Genomic DNA, 16602 nt, shown 5'->3' on the forward strand with positions numbered 1-16602 from the left:
TGTAGAACGATCCGCCGACTGCTCAAATTGTGGATAAAGCCGGGTCAGATTTGGGTGTGACTTTTGCCACCAAGATATCGTCTTGCGCTTTCTGGCTCACACCTTCGCAGAGGACCGTCATCTCTTGCTCCGCGGCTCAATTGTCCACCTGTTCCAGTGAACTCGTGAACACTGTCCAACGAACTCGTTGGGTTGATGGCTCTTGGATCTGTTCTAACGTTTGATGAACATGGTGCGATGTTCCAGCCAGTTTTCCCGGGCTTTTTCGGGCGCAGGCCGCAAGATCCGTGTTGCAAACAGTGGCAGCAGATAATGTGCCGGCAGCCAGGACCCGGTCAGCATAAACGCAACAACAGCGCCAAGCGAAAAGGCCATCTCGCCTTCCTGGCCTTCCAGAATGAGCATTGGGATAAAGGCGGAAACCGTCGTGATCGAGGCCACAGCCAACGGCACAAAGAACTGCCCTCCCGTGTGAGTTGCCGCTTCTTAAGGAGATTTCCCAAGTTCAAGCTGTTTCTGGATTTCTTCGACCACGACCAGACCGTTATCCACCAGAAGTCCCAGCGAAACGATCGCAGATGCAATCGAGATTTTCTCAAAGTCCACCCCCGTCGAACCATCACGATCAATGAGAACATAACGGCAAACGGAACAATGCTTGCGATTACCAAGGCGAGACGCAGACCACGGAATAGGAAGATAACCAGAAACACGACAACAAAGGTCTGGCCAACATTCGCGAGCGCTTTGTTGATCGTCTGTGTTACAACTTATTCCTGAAAGGTCGAAAACTCGAACGAGATTCCGATGGGGTGCTTTTGTTCAAAGCCCGATACTACTTATTTTAGAAGGGCACCGAAGTCAGATCGCCATTGACTTCAAGTGAAACTTCCCATCCGCCCGAAGAAAATGAGCCGGCTGTCGAAATGATATCTTGAGTTCTGAGATCAGCAAGAATCTGATCGACGGCTGGACCGGTGGCGGATCTATTGTGAAGTTTTGAACGCAACGCGTTGCTTCAGCGGGCAGGTCTGACTTAGGCGATCCCCTCCAGCGTCGCTGCTGCTGAAGCAAAGGCTTTGAAGCCCAACATCGGTCGAGTACGTCTTTTAATGAAGCGGTGATCCTGTTCGACGAGATTATTAGGTATTTTCACCTAATCATCTCGATTGGGATTGGACAGCCAAAGTTCCTCAACATCTTGTTTACAGCTTCTATACCAGCTGTGTTCGCACCACTTTGGTGATGACTATCTTTCGTGGAAGACCATTGCATTCTAGCATTCGGGCGAAGAACTTTGTGGCCGCAGGTTCATGCCGACGTCGTGAAAGCATGAAATCCAATGTTTTTCCGTGTTTGTCGACGGCTCGGTAGAAATAGACCCACGCGCCTTTCACCTTGATGTGAGTCTCATCCATTCGCCGCACAGGCGCGAACACCACAAAGGTCAATGGTCAAAAGATTGCAACAGAACCCCACCGAAGCGACAAACCTGTTCCAAACTTCGCTACAATACCGTGCGACGTCTATCTCTTAGGTCAAACTGGTCGACAAAGTAGCCCCCGCCCAGTTGCCGCTTTGAACCAAATCGGCAACGACCTCTTGAATAGTTTCTTCAACGGCTTGCTGCGCACGGCTACGCGTGCCGGAACGTTTTAGAATTGCCCCTCTGCGCAGTTCTGATCTGGCGAAGTTTGCATATGTCAACGAGCCCTCAGACAACTCCTTTGTCACAGCATGCAGTGGCAGCACTGAATTGCCAAAACCCTTGGTGACCAAATTTTTAATGTTGCGATAGGAATCGATCTCCATCGCCACATTTACCTCAATTTTTCTTGATCTGGCAGCTGACTCGACCAGATCGCGGAGCCCATGGCCTTTTGATGGAAGAATGACCGGCGCCTCACAGAGGCTACGAAGGGAAACATCTTTTGTTATCCGTTTGTCCGGCGGCTGTATCAGGACAAGTTCTTCTTCGACGAGAACGTCTGCATTCGTCTGACCACCCGCAGAAGTATTGTAAAGAACAGCCAGGTCCACGCGACCTTCCTCAAGCCACTCGGTGACAAAACCGCTCATTGCATCTGCGATGTTCAGAGTAATCCGAGGGTATTTTTCCAGCAGCGCGTCAATAAGTGGCAAGGTAAGGATTTCGCTGATCGTGGCCGACAGTCCCAGTCGAACGGCGCCACCCGGCGATTTGTCCAGATTGCGAATTTCGTCTTCTGTTCGCTCTAATTCATTGAGGATGCTTCGTGCTCTTGATCTGAGAATCTCGCCAGCTTCCGTTGGTTCAACGCCATTGGCCTTTCGAATAAGCAATGCTGTATCGAGCCGTTCCTCCATGTTGCGAAGATGCAGTGATAGAGCCGGTTGGGCGACGTTCAACGTACGTGATGCAGCGGTTAAAGAACCCTGTTCTACGATTTCCAAAAAGTATCGAAGTTGTCGTATGTCCACTTCAGTCTCATAAAATTATTATATGGAATTTATCACAATCATATATTTGCGCAATGATGGCGACTTGATTTAGGGAAACGCAAAAGCAATGAAACCCGAGGGTAGCCATGAACTTCTTGTCAGACGACCATCAGGACATCCGGGACGGCGTGCAGGCGCTCTGTGCCCAATTTCCGGCGGAATACCACCGCAAAGTGGATGAGGAAAAAGCCTATCCAGAAGAATTCGTGGACGCTTTGACCCAAGAGGGCTGGATGGCAGCGTTGATCCCTGAGGAATATGGCGGCTCGGGCCTCGGGCTGGCGGAAGCCTCGGTGATCATGGAAGAGATCAACCGTGCTGGAGGCAACTCGGGGGCCTGTCACGGGCAAATGTACAACATGAACACGCTGGTGCGGCATGGTTCGGAAGAACAGCGCCAGAAGTACCTGCCTCTGATTGCAGAAGGTAAATTGCGCATTCAGTCCATGGGTGTGACTGAACCCACCACCGGCACCGATACCACCAAAATCAAAACCACGGCGGTCAAAAAAGATGGTCGCTATGTGATCAATGGCCAAAAGGTCTGGATCAGCCGCGTACAACACTCCGATTTCATGATCCTACTGGCCCGAACCACTCCGCTGGCCGAGGTCAAAAAGAAGTCTGAAGGATTGTCGATCTTTCTCGTTGATATCAAAGACGCGATGGCATCCGGCATGGAGGTCAAACCTATCGCTAATATGGTCAATCACGAGACCAATGAACTTTTTTTCGACAACTTGGAGATCCCGGAAGAGAACCTGATCGGCGAGGAGGGCAAAGGGTTCAAATATATCATGACAGGCCTTAATGCCGAGCGAACGCTGATCGCCGCCGAGTGCATCGGCGATGGCTATTGGTTCACGGACAAGGTCACGGAATACGTGAGCAACCGCGAGGTCTTTGGAAGGCCGATCGGACAAAACCAGGGCGTACAATTTCCAATCGCCGAAGCCTTCATCGAGGTTGAGGCGGCCAACCTCATGCGCTGGAAAGCCTGCGCGCTGTACGATGCCGGCAAACCCTGCGGCGCCGAGGCGAACATGTCCAAATACCTGGCGGCGAAAGCATCCTGGGAAGCTGCCAACGCCTGCCTTCAGTTCCACGGTGGTTTTGGTTTCGCCAATGAATACGATGTTGAACGGAAGTTCCGTGAAACTCGGCTGTATCAGGTGGCCCCTATCTCGACCAACCTGATCCTGTCTTTTGTTGCCGAGCACATTCTTGGCATGCCGAGGTCGTTCTGATGCTGCCGCTGGAGGGACTCACCGTCGTAGCCATCGAACAGGCCGTAGCAGCCCCGTTCGCATCCTGTCGATTGGCGGATGCCGGAGCGCGGGTGGTCAAAGTTGAGCGACCTGAGGGCGATTTCGCGCGCGGCTATGATGACGTCGCCTCGGGACAATCGAGTTACTTTGTCTGGCTGAACCGGGGCAAGGAGTCGGTAACGCTGGACCTCTCTTCAGAAGAAGGCAAATCCGAACTGGAAAAGCTTGTTTCCGGTGCAGACGTGCTCATCCAGAACCTCAAGCCCGGCGCCATGGCGAAACTAGGATTTTCCATCAAACGCCTACGGGAAGAGAATCCCCGGCTTATCACCTGTTCCATATCTGGTTTCGGCGAAGACGGGCCGATGGCGAACCGCAAGGCTTATGACCTGCTGATCCAAGCAGAAAGTGGATTGTGCTCGATTACAGGAGGACCGTCCGAGCCAGCACGCGTGGGGATTTCCATTGTCGATATTGCCACCGGTGCAACAGCGTATTCCGCGATCCTCGAAGCGCTGATCCGGCGTGGCGTCACCGGTACCGGTGCCGAAATTTCGGTATCCATGTTTGATGTCGTGGCGGAATGGCTGACTGTACCGCTCTTGAACTATGAAGGTGGTAAAAGTCCCAAACGTATCGGTTTAGCGCATCCGTCGATTGCGCCGTATGGGGTGTTCTATCCCAAGAGTGGCGCACCGGTGCTGATTTCTATCCAATCGGATCGAGAGTGGATCAAACTTTGTTCTGAATTCATTGGCGATGCGGCTCTCGGCACAGACCCACGATTTGCGACAAACGTTGCGCGGGTCAGCAACCGTACCGAGGTAGACGCTTTGGTGAGCGAAGCATTTGCTCGCTACGACTCCGAAAAGGCGGTTGCATTGCTTTCAGAGGCAAATATCGCTCTTGCTTCAGTCAACGATATGGCCGGGCTTTCCACTCACCCACATTTGCGGCGGATCAGTGTGGCCAGCCCGAATGGAACCGTCAGGTTTCCCGCTCCGGGAGCACGGTTCATGGGTGAGGACTGCACATTTGGCGCTGTCCCGGCTCTTAAACCTGTTGGAGGCTGATGTGGAAGTCGATATCCAATATCTTCAAAGCTGGATTGGTCGTGAAGAAACCGGTTGTGAAACTCTGTCCCCTTCGCTGGCAGCGCAGTTCGACGCCACGTTCAACATTCCCTCCGATACTGCTCCGCAAGACCGGGCTCCACTGCTCATACATTGGTGCTTGAATCAACCCATCGCTCCAATGTCAGAGCTTGGGCGCGACGGGCATCCCGCGCTCGGGGGTTTCCTACCTCCCGTTCCGTTGCCGCGTCGCATGTGGGCTGGCGGCGCAATCGAATTTCATGACAGCATTCGCATAGGTGATAAAGTCGAACGTCACTCGGTGGTTTCGGATGTTCAGCAGAAAAACGGACGAACCGGCGCGCTGTGTTTCGTCACGGTCAATCACGAGGTTTCGACGGCTGGACGGGTCGTGCTTAGCGAGCGTCAGGATATCGTATACAGAGACCTGGCCAAGGAAGGGCGGACTAAGGCGGTACCTGAACCAGCCAAAACCGGCACGCATAGCAAGGTGATCACTCCACATCCAACACTGCTTTTCCGTTATTCTGCGCTTACCTTCAACGGACACCGGATTCACTATGACAAACCGTTCTGCATCGACACAGAAGGCTACCCCGGTCTCGTCGTGCACGGGCCAATGCAGGCCACGATGCTGTGCCAATACGCTGCCAATCTGAAGGGTGCACCGCCCAAGAGTTTCCGCTTCCGCAGTCATTCGCCTGTCTTCGATGACACTGATTTCACGTTGAACGCCGAGGCGACCGGCGATGGCATGAAGCTTTGGACAGCGGCTATTGGTGGGCCGATTGCAATGGAGGCGGTTGCGGCATGGTGAATACGGCCCAAACACTACTCTTTGTTCCCGCGACGCGCCCGGAACGATTTTCGAAAGCGGCTTCCTCGGGCGCGGATGCCATCATCCTGGATCTGGAAGACGCCGTCGCGCTTGCCGACAAGGATGCGGCGCGCGCAAATGTCGACAGTTCTTTTACGGATTTGCCGGTCATTCTGCGCATCAACGCAATGGGCACGCCCTGGTTTGCCGATGATGTGCGGGCGCTTAGGGATCGCGGATTATCCGCTGTGATGCTGCCAAAATCGGAAAACCCGGAAGATATCAAACAAATCGCCGAGCAGCTTCCCGGCTTACCGATTATCGCGCTTGTGGAGACAGCCAAAGGCCTCGGCTGCGCGCGTGAAATCGCAGCGGCCCCGGCGGTAACGCGCCTTGCCTTCGGATCCGTTGATTTTAGCGCCGATTTGGGCTGTGAGCACCAGCGCGACGCGCTTCTCCTGGCCCGTTCCGAGCTCGTTCTTGCATCTCGAATTGCCGGAATTTCCGCACCTCTTGACGGTGTGACGGTCGAGGTCGCCGATCCTTCGGTGTCCGGGCGGGATGCTGAGCATGCGAGGGCACTCGGGATGACGGGGAAATTATGCATCCATCCGAGCCAAATCTCCAAGGTAAAGCACGCCTTTATGCCAAGCGATGTTGAGGTTCAGTGGGCGCAGCGAGTTCTGAAAGCTGCCGAAGGCGCAGTGATGGTCGACGGCGAAATGGTAGACGAGCCAGTGCGCATCCGAGCCCGTGCCATTCTGGCCGCGAAGTTCACTGATGCGGAATAAGGAAACAGGTTAAAACGCGTCGGAAGTGTTTCAACAACTCGGGCTATGGCTTTGTCAGATTGTTGACTGTACATCGCTGGTGTAGCGAAGCATCAATTCCAATCTTTCAGAGTTCTCCCGTCTCAAGGGCTTTCGTAGGCTTTGTCGCAAGCTTTTCTGGTTTATTAAGAGGGGTGTAAATTACTGGTTTTAGACAGCTAGTATCGCGAACTGTTTGAATGGGCAGAATCCGAGCCTGAACTTGCCCTTTCACATCATCTGAGCAACTTCAAAGCCATCCAGAGTTGTTGATGCAGATGCAAAGAAATTGAAGCCGAGCATCGGGCAGAAGTCAGGCTACAAACCGATCAGGTACGACAAGTCCCCGACGGTATTTCTCTCAGCCATCGCGCTCGCGGCAATTGTCATCTACTGGTTGTTAATCCTGACCCTAGCACGTCCAAAACTTTGCAACGAAACTGGCGAAAATTTAGAAAGATAAGCCAATTAATGTGTTCACCACCTCTTAATGACTTAAGTCAAGGTGAATCACCCTAGGGCTGTATAAGTCGCTCAACCTAGAAAACCCGCTCGTCACAAGATGATGGGTTGAGTCGAGACCCTAACCGGTAAGTCCGGAGGCCCTATGATGTTAAGAAATGTGCTTGCGATCGCTTTGGTGCTGGTTGCTCCGACAGGCTTGTTTGCGCAATCCACGACAGTGTCGGCAGAGTCTGCGGCGCAGGCAACAAACCGGATCAACATCGCGGGACGTCAGCGGATGTTATCGCAGCGAATGGCGAAAGCGGCCTGCCTGATGACTCAGGACATCAGCACAACCACGGCTTATGACCAGCTGACCCAGGCACACAGTTTGTTCATTCGTTCAGATAGCGCATTGCGTAAAGGGGACCCAGAGTTCGGGCTGGCCCCGGAAGAATTCAGCGCTGTCCTTGCTGCGTTAGAAGAGATTGACCCACATTGGACAGTCTACCGGAATATCGTTGACGCCGGGATCGAGAATGCAGCAATCGAAAGTGCGGATCTCGAAGTCCTCGACAAAGCAAGCCTTAATGTTCTCGAGTTTATGAATGCTGCGGTTTACACAACTGCGCAAGCATATGCTTCCGCAACCCCGGAAGTTCCGCTTGGCCTTGCGATGACTATCAATGTCGCCGGACGTCAGCGTATGCTGACACAGAAGGCTGTGAAAGAAGCCTGCCTGATGCGTGTCGCGACTGACCCCGCTGTGCAGGTCTCACGGTTGGCTGAGACAATAGACTTATTTGACCACTCACTAGTGGCCCTTCTGGAAGGGTTTCCTTCCGCAGGCATTATTCCTCCGTCCAACCCAGAGCTTTCCCGGAAACTACGAGAAGTGTCCGATCTTTGGGGGCCAGTGAAAGAGATCCTCGATCGCGCGGTTGCCAGAGAACAACTAACGGAACGGGATCTTGCCGCTCTTGCGAGGAAAACAGAACCTCTTCTGCGCACGATGAACGAAGCCGTCATCATGTACAGATGACCCACACAAAAACGACCTGAGACAGGCACTTTTCAGCACAAAAGGACATAAGAATGATCAGAATGGTTCTGACCGCAACCCTCTTGGTCTGCGCAACAGTTGCGCCCCAGACCTCGACTGCACAGGACAGCACAAATGTGGATCAGGTTACACATCGTGTGAATATTGCAGGCCGTCAGCGTATGCTGACCCAACGGATAACCAAAGCCGCCTGCCTAATGGCGCGGGATGTGGGGTTCACCACGTCTTTTGACCAGATGACCCAAGCCTATGACCTGTTTTTGCAATCGGACCAGGGATTGCGCAACGGGGACTCAGATCTGGGTCTGGATGCTGAAAGCAATGACACAGTCATCGGGGCGCTTGGGGCGATTGATTCACATTGGGCCGCTTATAAGGCAATCATTGAAACCGGCATCGACAATGCCACTATTGCCAATGCGGAATTGGATGCACTCGACAGCGCAAGCCTGCGGGTGCTGAAGTTCATGAACATCGCAGTCTATAAAATGGCACGGGCCTATGCCTCTGAAACGGCATCAGTTTCTCTGAATCTGGCTATCACCGTTGATATCGCCGGGCGTCAGCGCATGCTGACCCAAAAAGCAGTGAAAGAGGCCTGTCTGATGCAGTCGGCGGAAGATCCGTCTGAGCAGGCGGCGCGTTTGGCCGATACGGTTGAACTCTTTGATACCTCGCTGTCTGCGCTGCAGGACGGTTTCGAGGATATTGGCGTCATCGCACCGCCAACACCGGAAATCGCCCGAAAACTGCGCGAAGTCGAAGAACTGTGGAATCCGGTTAAAGGCCTGTTGGAACGTGCGGTGAACGGCGAAGTTCTGTCAGACCGCGATCTGTCCGTTCTTGCTCGCGACAGTGAACCGCTGCTGCAGCGCATGAATGAGGCAGTTGCCCTTTACACGACGCAATCCTCTTCGAATTGAAGGCATCCATCGGGGGCTGCTGCGGGTGCAGCCCAATTCCCAGCCACCCGATCTTTCGGCGAATCCAACAGGCGAAATTTGGAGTAAAATCAGATGTCTCATGCTTCCTGGATCTCAAAATCATTCCTGGCGCACAATTCCAGACAAGTGTTTGTGGCCGCCAGCATGTTCGCATCTGCTTTTGCTCTTGAGGCAATCGCGCAACCGGCAAATGAAGTTGAACTCACCACTCATGACGGCGGCACGAGTGTCCGCGGTGTAATTCTAGAGTATGACGGGGCCATCTATGTTCTGCAGACAGATTTGGGAATACTGACCCTTTATGCTGCGATGCTTACATGTTCCGGAGCGGGCTGTCCCGGAGCCGACGGGACTATCGCGGAAGTGGAACCTGAAAAAGAGGTTGTCGACACACGAGTGACGTTGGTCTCCCGGAGCGATGAAACCGAGGTTTTGGGGGAACTGGTTGATTACAGCGACAGCTACTATGTCATTGAGACCCCGCTCGGCAGCTTTCAGCTTTCCACAGACCGGGTAGACTGCGTTGGCGCCGCCTGCCCGGATCTGAATCTTTATGATCCGAAGGTCGCTGTGCTTGGCGGAACCAACGCAGTTGAATTCATGATGCCCGCATTGCTAAGCGAATATGCGCGCGAGCGTGGGCTTCGCTATCTGATTGACGAGCAATCCCCCGGTCGTTCTGTTGTCACTCTTCTGAGCAGTGAGGACGGTTCCGTGGTCGCCGAGATAAACATGCAGCCTTCCGACGCGGCTGAATCCGTTTTCGCTCCGGATATCACGATCACAGACCAGCGGATCAACACGGCTGCAGGTACTGAGCGGGAGTTTATGCTTGCACTTGACAGTCGCGTTCTGATTGCCGGTGACAAAAACCCTGTCCGGGACCTGAGCATTGAAGAAATCGCGGGCATTCTGTCCGGTGACCTGCGGTCCTGGGAAAATCTGGGCGGGGGCAATTCGCCGGTTACACTTCATTTGCTGGAAGGGGATAAACCGGCGCTCTTTTACCAGAAGACCTCCGGCAACCCTGATGGCCCCCTGGCCGCGGATACAGTATTTCATCCCAGTGCGCAGGGCTTGATCAATTCCGTCCGCGCAGATCGCACCGCACTTGGTCTTCTTGATCGTGTGCAGGTAAAGCGTGACGGGGCGGACATGATGTCCATTCGTAAAGCCTGCGGGCTTATGTCAGAACCGTCCAATTTCGATCTGAAAATCAACAACTATCCACTGTCGCGCCCTGTCCTTGCATATGCCGCAGAAGAGGACCTGCACCCAGTTGCCGATGATTTCTTGCAATGGACGCAGACAGATGCCGCACAATCCGTGCTTGAGGATACAGGCTTTGCCAGCGCCCGGCTTCAGCGCATGAAGATTCAGGACATGGGCATTGCGCTGATCCACGCCGCTGCCGTGGAACCGGATTTCAGCGGAGATGAATTTTCGTCGATGATGCGAGAGCTGCGCAGTGCGGACCGCCTGTCCATCACGTTCCGCTTTGACAATGCCTCCAGCAACCTGGACGCGGAATCGGTGCTGAACATCCACGATCTGGCAGACCGGCTGCGCAACAGCGAATTTGACGGGCTGGAACTTCTGCTTGTTGGCTTTGCCGATAGCGTGGGTGATGCGGGGCAGAATACGCGGCTTGCGCAACAACGCGCCGAAGCTGTGAAAGAGGTGCTTGCAAATGAATTTGCTGCTGATGGGCTGAGCCGGTTTAACATTCAGGCACTGAGTTTCGGTGAGCAGATGCCGCTCGACTGCAATGACAACGATGAAGGCCGGGCCAGCAATCGTCGCGTTGAAGTCTGGGTTCGCGTGCCCGAAAGCTCTTGATCACGTGAGGGCAAGGGCCTGTTTTGGGCGGAGGCAGGCGGTATCGCCAAGATGTCTGACTGTCGTTACCGCGCTGTTAGCCTTGGATGAAGACATCGACCAAAATGGGATGTGTCGTAAATTTCGGGGCCTAGATTCAGTATGCATTGATTTTCGCTGCTCTGCTTGATTCACGGCTCGGGAAATGAGTGGTGACATAGGCAACCATTATTGGCTGACCGACGAGCAGATGGCATAGCTCGCCCCTTTTTTCCGAAATCGCACGGCAAGCCTAGTGTTGATAACAAACAGGTGATTAGTGAAATTATTTTCATCAATCGCAATGGCTTACGCTGGCGAGACGCGGCTTGTGAATGCCGCGCGCACAAGGAATCCACTGCATAGTTTTGGGCGCTTCAAGTTGTTCTGGAGATCACAAAGAACTTAGTCAGCCAGTTCAGTGAATTGTTTGAACGAACCGAGTCTGGGCGTGAATTGCCCCGTGCGGATCATGTGCGCGACCTTGATACCCGCGAGCGTTGCCGATGCTGTGGCGAATGCCTTGAACCCAGCATGTGTCGAGTGCGTCTATTTATGGAACGATGGTCCTGTACGACGGTGTTATTGAGGTATTTTCGCCTGACCATCTTGATTGGGATTGGACAGCCGAAGCTTCTCACCATCTTTTTAATCGCCTTGATGCCGCCGGTATTGGCGCTGTTGATCTTTCTCGGGAAGCCATTGACCTCCAGCATCCTGGCAAAAAACTTTGTGGCGGTCGGTTTGTTGCGACGTCTTGAAAGCATGAAATCAAGCGTATTGCCGTATTTGTCGACAGCTCGGCAAAGCTAAACCCATGGTCTCTTTACCATTATGGAAGTTTCGTCCATTCGCCATGATCGAATACAAGATTCTTTACGTCTGCGCGCTGCGTCGGAAATTGCGCCTGAGTATCGTGTCACCCAGCGGTTCAGCGTGGTGTGATCTACCGATACGCCGCGCTCGGCCATGATCTCCTCCAAGTCACGATATGACACGCCGTATCGGACATAGAAGAACACAGCAAAAAATGAGGATCACATCCTTGGGATATTACGCGCCTTTGAAAGAAATAAGGAACACACTTTCGATTAGTGATGACGAAAGTTATCTACCCGCATGCGGACTTAGAGTCGATGGGCTAAAGTTTGCAACAGATCCGCAAAAACCAACTTGTAACACTCTACCATTGATTGACGCTGGCCGTACTGGTCACGCTTGCGTTCTAAACCAATCCACTTATGAAAGTGCCGTCAATTGACCTGAGGAAAAGTTTGCAATGCGCATGCGCGATACGTTCATCAAACCGATGCACCCGGAAGGTATTCGGTTTGTCGCAATTTTTGCTGCCGTAACGGTCGGTCTGTTTCTTCTGTCTGATGTGCTGGGCTGGATTGGCGTCGGGCTCACGATCTGGTGTTACTATTTCTTTCGCGACCCGGAACGCGTGCCACCGACAGGAAAAGGGCTGATTGTCAGCCCTGCGGACGGAGTGGTTTCACTCATCGAAGCGGCGGTACCCCCAAATGAGCTTGGGATGCCTGACACGCCTCTCACTCGTGTCAGTGTTTTCATGAGTGTCTTCAATTGCCATGTAAACCGGACGCCCATTGAAGGTGAGATAACCGCTGTTGCTTACCGCCCCGGCAAGTTTTTCAACGCATCCCTGGACAAGGCCAGCGCCGATAACGAGCGCAACAGCCTGCGTATTCGAATGGGGGATGGTCGGGACCTGGCCGTTGTCCAGATTGCCGGCCTGGTCGCCAGGCGGATTGTTTGCTTTGTAAAACCGGGCGACGCGCTGCAAACCGGAGAGCGGTTTGGGTTGATCCGGTTCGGATCTCGGCTGGATGTCTATCTTCCAGATGGCGTGGAGCCGCAGGTGCGTGTCGGACAGACGATGATTGCCGGAGAAACCGTCCTTGCAAGTTTGCACAGACCCGAAGAAAAGTAGGTATCTGGATCAGTGACAGAACCATCCGAACAGGAAGAGACCGGGTTTGCGCTGATCCATTTGCTGCCCAATGCGCTAACGATAACGGCCATTTGCGCGGGCCTGTCAGCAATCAGATTTGGCCTTCAGGGCAACTACGTGCTTGCGGTGCAACTGATAATTGCCGCCTGCGTGCTCGATGGGTTGGATGGGCGCATCGCGCGCCTACTCAGCAGTGACAGCAAACTAGGGGCCGAGCTTGATTCACTTGCAGATTTCCTGAACTTCGGAGTGGCCCCGCCGCTTGTCCTCTATTTCTGGGCCTTGCAGGATATACCCAGTACGGCGTGGCTTGCTGTCCTGTTTTACACAGTGTGCTGCGTCATGCGTCTGGCCCGGTTCAACGTAAGCAGCAAGTCCGAGACGTGCGATCAGGACAGTTCTTATTTCGAGGGAGTCCCGGCCCCTGCGGGTGCGCTGTTGGTCATGTTGCCAATGTATTTGTCTTTCGCTTTCGCGGATGCCCCATTGCTGCCTAGTATATTGATTTGCCTATACATGGTGTTCATCGGTCTTCTGCTCATCAGCCGATTACCGACCTGGTCATTCAAGACCACGCGTATCTCCCGCGAGAACGCGAAGTATTTTCTCATTGGTGTAGCCGTTGTGGGAGCCGCACTGCTGACATTTGCCTGGGCCACACTGATCGCGCTTTGTGTCGGGTATGTGGGAATGGTCGCCTGGGCATGGCTCGACAGAGAAATACCTTCTAACCGGTAAGGACTCGATATGGACATCAAAGCCGTTCAAACCTCCTACGCTCGTTGGGCGCCCGTCTATGACAAAACCTTCGGGGCCATCACCAATGTCCCGAGGCAGCACGCGGTTGAATATATCAATGGACGTCCTGGAAATGTTCTGGAAGTTGGTGTGGGCACCGGGCTTTCACTGGAACACTATAAGCCCGAAACGCAGGTGACCGGAATCGATTTCAGCGAGGACATGCTGAAAAAGGCGCGCGACAAAGTAAGGGACCTATCGCTGAGCCACGTTGTGGAACTGAGACAAATGGATGCCCGTACGCTTGATTTTCCGGACAACCATTTCGATACGGTTGCAGCGATGCACGTGTTGTCCGTCGTTCCGGAGCCGGAAAAGGTGATGGCGGAAATAGCGAGGGTCTGCAAACCCGGAGGCAGAGTGGTGATTACCAACCATTTCCAACGAACACGGGGGCTGCTTGCCTCTCTGGAACGTGTTTTTGCCCCGCTTGCAGATACAATCGGCTGGCATTCAGATTTCGAAATCGGCACAGTGCTGCAAGAAAAAACGCTTGCTATCGAAGAGCAAAGACCCCTTCCACCGCTCGGTATGATGACCTTTTTGGTGTTGAGAAAACCTGAATCCGCGTAGCAGTTTCTTTTAAAAAAAATTCAAAGGATTGAGTAGAACTGGACACCGCGCGGAATGTTTTTTGGCGGTTCTGTCGAAAATTTCTTTGAAGCCTGCGTAGATAGAGCTGGCGAGTCGATTATCCTGCCAATTGCGCGAACTGCTGAAAGGGCGAGAGTCCATGCGTGAAGTGATCTTTGCGGATCATGTTGACACTGGATCTTCCACAGTATGCGACACAACCGTCAATTCGAGCACCCGCTATCAGAACTGCGTTCGACCTGACAGGCGGGGACAGAGTTTACGACAGAACACTCCAAAATATGCTAATCTTTACTATAGGCATTAATCATCGAGTTGCACCCATCGCGCCTCAGCGCTGAATTTGAACGAACCTATAGCTATGGAACTTGCTATTGCAATTGGCCTGATCGCTCTGAAGGTCGCTGTCCTGATCGCGGCGCTCCTGTTGCTGCCGCTACCCTTGGTCTGGCTTGAACGCAAGATCGCCGGACACATTCAACAGCGAATGGGTCCGATGCGCGTTGGGTGGCATGGATTGTTGCAACCCTTGGCCGACGGCATCAAATTACTGACCAAAGAGGACCATATCCCCGCCGATGCAGATCGGCTGGTTTTCAAACTCGCGCCAATTCTGGCGATGCTGCCGCCGTTTGTCGTGTTTGTCGCGATACCTTTTGGCGAAAGCGTTTCGGTTTTGGGTCACGAAATCACGCTGTATGTCTCAGATATGAACGTGGCCCTTCTTTTTGTCTTCGCAGTGCTCGGGATCGAGGTCTACGGGGTCATCTTCGGCGGTTGGGCTTCCAACAGCAAATACTCTGTTCTGGGTGGGCTGAGGACCTGCGCCCAAATGATCAGTTACGAGATACCGATGGGATTTGCCGTCATTGGGGTGGTGATGCTGGCGCAATCTATGAGCCTTCTCGATATAGTCCGCGCGCAGGCCGATATGTGGAACGTGGTGTACCAGCCTGTGGGGTTCTTCGTTTTCTTCGTCGCTGGTCTGGCCGAAGCTCAGCGCATTCCCTTTGATCTGGCCGAAGCCGAAGGCGATCTGGGTGCGGGGTTTCACACGGAGTACAGTGGCATCCGGTTTATCTTTTTTATGGTCAGCGAATATGTGGTGATGGTACTGGTCTCGGTCTTAACGGTAATCTTGTTCTTTGGCGGCTGGAATGGCGTTTTGATCCCATTACCACCAATCCTTTGGTTCTTTTTGAAAGTGGCCTTTTTCATCTATGTTTTTATGTGGTTCCGCTTCACTTTTCCGCGATACCGCTATGATCAGCTGATGGAGATCGGGTGGAAAGTCTTGCTTCCGTTATCACTCGCGAACATAATGATAACAGGGGTTGTTTTCCTGTGAGGGCAACCATGACAGACGTTGCGAACAAACGACAAGGCTGGATCGGGTGGGCGTTCTTCTCCGACCTTGGCGACGCGCTGGTGCTGACGTTCAGCTATATGCTGTCGCGTCCGGTGACCGAGCAATATCCCGACAAAGAGAAATGGCTGCCCTATTCGCGTTATCGCGGCCACCATTTCCTCAAGCGTAACGAAGAAGGTGAGATAAACTGCGTCGCCTGTGAGCTTTGCGCCAAGATCTGCCCCTGCGACTGCATCACCGTGGTTCCTTACGAGGATGAAAACGGGGCGCGCCACCCCAAAGTCTTCGACATCGATACTGCGAGGTGCCTGTTTTGCGGGCTTTGCGAGGACGCGTGCCCGGCAGACGCCATCGCGTTGGGACAACAGTATGAATTCTCCAGCTACAACTCAGCCAATTTGGTGGTGGATCGGGACACGCTCCTGACAATGCCTGGCAAGGCTGAAACTGGTGGCGGTGTGGTCAACGCACGTCTGGAAACCGTAGATGGAGTACGCGTGGAGACCGCGCAGGATGCGGGATACAATTGGTGGCGGAACATTCGGCGCAATTAAAATCCCGCAGTACCGGTTACAGGAAAAAGGAAATGCGCATTTGGCAACTGGCGGGAACCCCGCCAAGGAGGTGTGGATGTTCGTTTCTGACATATTGAACTCGAAAGGCTCGGCAGTTATTTCGGTGCGCCCCGAAACCACGATGGTCGAGGTCCTGAAGCTCTTCCATGAAAAACAGATCGGCCTGGCCATCGTGAGTACGGAACCGACACATGTTCTAGGCACGGTGTCGGAGCGTGATTTTTGCAATGCAGTGGCGCAACGCGGTGCCATGGTCGCCAATTTGCCGGTTTCGGATATCATGCTCAGCAACATCTCCACCTGTTCGAAAGGTGACTTGCTGCCAAGGGTTTCGGCGACAATGACCCAAGAGCGGACGCGACACGTTCTGGTGATGGACGGTGAAATTCTTGTCGGGGTGGTCAGCATCGGCGACGTGGTCAAGGCGCGGTTGGACGAAGCATTGAGGACACAAAAAGAACTGCATGAGTATATTGCAGGAACCGGATATCACTGAACCATATCAAGTCGCACG

At 53.4% G+C, this 16602-nt stretch carries 15 protein-coding genes and 3 pseudogenes; 14 read left to right on the plus strand and 4 right to left on the minus strand.

Annotated elements, in window-relative coordinates; translation table 11 throughout:
* Positions 1 to 213: 213 nt before the first annotated feature.
* The 3 genes and pseudogenes from ABLN94_RS16830 to ABLN94_RS16840 form a co-directional block, all read right to left on the minus strand.
* Positions 214 to 453: a hypothetical protein gene (locus tag ABLN94_RS16830; RefSeq protein ID WP_352994453.1), complete on the minus strand. Its 240-nt coding sequence runs from the start codon at positions 451 to 453 to the stop codon at positions 214 to 216.
* 589 nt (positions 454 to 1042) lie between these two features.
* Positions 1043 to 1421, minus strand: a pseudogene (locus ABLN94_RS16835) (IS6 family transposase); the annotation flags it as partial.
* Between the two features lie 112 nt (positions 1422 to 1533).
* On the minus strand, positions 1534 to 2460 hold the full coding sequence (locus tag ABLN94_RS16840; RefSeq protein WP_352994456.1) for a LysR family transcriptional regulator: 927 nt from the start codon (positions 2458 to 2460) through the stop codon (positions 1534 to 1536).
* A 107-nt stretch (positions 2461 to 2567) separates the two neighbouring features.
* Between ABLN94_RS16840 and ABLN94_RS16845 the strand changes: the two genes are divergently transcribed.
* The 8 genes and pseudogenes from ABLN94_RS16845 to ABLN94_RS16880 all read left to right on the plus strand — a co-directional run.
* Entirely contained in the window at positions 2568 to 3728 is a 1161-nt protein-coding gene (locus tag ABLN94_RS16845) for an acyl-CoA dehydrogenase family protein (RefSeq protein ID WP_352994459.1), read from the plus strand.
* On the plus strand, positions 3728 to 4822 hold the full coding sequence (locus ABLN94_RS16850) for a CaiB/BaiF CoA transferase family protein (RefSeq protein ID WP_352994461.1): 1095 nt from the start codon (positions 3728 to 3730) through the stop codon (positions 4820 to 4822). Before ABLN94_RS16845 ends, ABLN94_RS16850 begins: the two co-directional genes overlap by 1 nt.
* Before the next feature lies 1 nt (position 4823).
* Positions 4824 to 5660: an FAS1-like dehydratase domain-containing protein gene (locus tag ABLN94_RS16855; RefSeq protein WP_352994464.1), complete on the plus strand. Its 837-nt coding sequence runs from the start codon at positions 4824 to 4826 to the stop codon at positions 5658 to 5660.
* A complete protein-coding gene (locus ABLN94_RS16860) occupies positions 5654 to 6451 on the plus strand; it encodes an HpcH/HpaI aldolase/citrate lyase family protein (RefSeq protein WP_352994466.1) in 798 nt (265 codons plus the stop codon). Before ABLN94_RS16855 ends, ABLN94_RS16860 begins: the two co-directional genes overlap by 7 nt.
* Positions 6452 to 7109: 658 nt before the next feature.
* A complete protein-coding gene (locus tag ABLN94_RS16865) occupies positions 7110 to 7955 on the plus strand; it encodes a type IV pili methyl-accepting chemotaxis transducer N-terminal domain-containing protein (RefSeq protein WP_352994468.1) in 846 nt (281 codons plus the stop codon).
* 53 nt (positions 7956 to 8008) lie between these two features.
* Positions 8009 to 8899, plus strand: coding sequence for a type IV pili methyl-accepting chemotaxis transducer N-terminal domain-containing protein (locus tag ABLN94_RS16870; RefSeq protein WP_352994471.1), 891 nt, complete (start codon positions 8009 to 8011; stop codon positions 8897 to 8899).
* A 165-nt stretch (positions 8900 to 9064) separates the two neighbouring features.
* Positions 9065 to 10759 carry a phosphate ABC transporter substrate-binding/OmpA family protein gene (locus ABLN94_RS16875; protein WP_352994473.1) on the plus strand — a complete coding sequence of 565 codons (1695 nt, stop codon included), beginning with the start codon at positions 9065 to 9067 and terminating at the stop codon, positions 10757 to 10759.
* Between the two features lie 196 nt (positions 10760 to 10955).
* Positions 10956 to 11113: pseudogene (locus ABLN94_RS16880) on the plus strand (transposase); the annotation flags it as partial.
* Between the two features lie 69 nt (positions 11114 to 11182).
* On the opposite strand, the pseudogene ABLN94_RS16885 reads toward ABLN94_RS16880, so the two are convergent.
* Positions 11183 to 11818: pseudogene (locus tag ABLN94_RS16885) on the minus strand (IS6 family transposase).
* A gap of 238 nt (positions 11819 to 12056) precedes the next feature.
* Between ABLN94_RS16885 and ABLN94_RS16890 the strand changes: the two are divergent.
* The 6 genes from ABLN94_RS16890 to ABLN94_RS16915 all read left to right on the plus strand — a co-directional run bounded on the left by ABLN94_RS16890 (position 12057) and on the right by ABLN94_RS16915 (position 16584).
* Positions 12057 to 12731 carry a phosphatidylserine decarboxylase gene (locus ABLN94_RS16890; RefSeq protein ID WP_170496074.1) on the plus strand — a complete coding sequence of 225 codons (675 nt, stop codon included), beginning with the start codon at positions 12057 to 12059 and terminating at the stop codon, positions 12729 to 12731.
* A 12-nt stretch (positions 12732 to 12743) separates the two neighbouring features.
* Positions 12744 to 13490 (plus strand): CDP-diacylglycerol--serine O-phosphatidyltransferase, encoded by a 747-nt coding sequence (pssA, locus tag ABLN94_RS16895; RefSeq protein WP_352994476.1) that lies wholly within the window; start codon positions 12744 to 12746, stop codon positions 13488 to 13490.
* Positions 13491 to 13499: 9 nt separating this feature from the next.
* A complete protein-coding gene (locus tag ABLN94_RS16900; RefSeq protein ID WP_352994479.1) occupies positions 13500 to 14123 on the plus strand; it encodes a class I SAM-dependent methyltransferase in 624 nt (207 codons plus the stop codon).
* Positions 14124 to 14505: 382 nt separating this feature from the next.
* Positions 14506 to 15492, plus strand: a complete 987-nt coding sequence (gene nuoH, locus ABLN94_RS16905) for an NADH-quinone oxidoreductase subunit NuoH (RefSeq protein ID WP_352994482.1) — start codon at positions 14506 to 14508, stop codon at positions 15490 to 15492.
* An 8-nt stretch (positions 15493 to 15500) separates the two neighbouring features.
* Positions 15501 to 16067, plus strand: a complete 567-nt coding sequence (locus ABLN94_RS16910; protein ID WP_352994485.1) for an NADH-quinone oxidoreductase subunit I — start codon at positions 15501 to 15503, stop codon at positions 16065 to 16067.
* Positions 16068 to 16143: 76 nt separating this feature from the next.
* Complete coding sequence (locus tag ABLN94_RS16915) at positions 16144 to 16584, plus strand: CBS domain-containing protein (RefSeq protein ID WP_352994488.1); 441 nt, start codon at positions 16144 to 16146, stop codon at positions 16582 to 16584.
* Positions 16585 to 16602: the final 18 nt, after the last annotated feature.

The organism is Ruegeria sp. SCP11, assembly GCF_040329455.1.
GTDB classification, from domain to species: domain Bacteria; phylum Pseudomonadota; class Alphaproteobacteria; order Rhodobacterales; family Rhodobacteraceae; genus Ruegeria; species Ruegeria atlantica_E.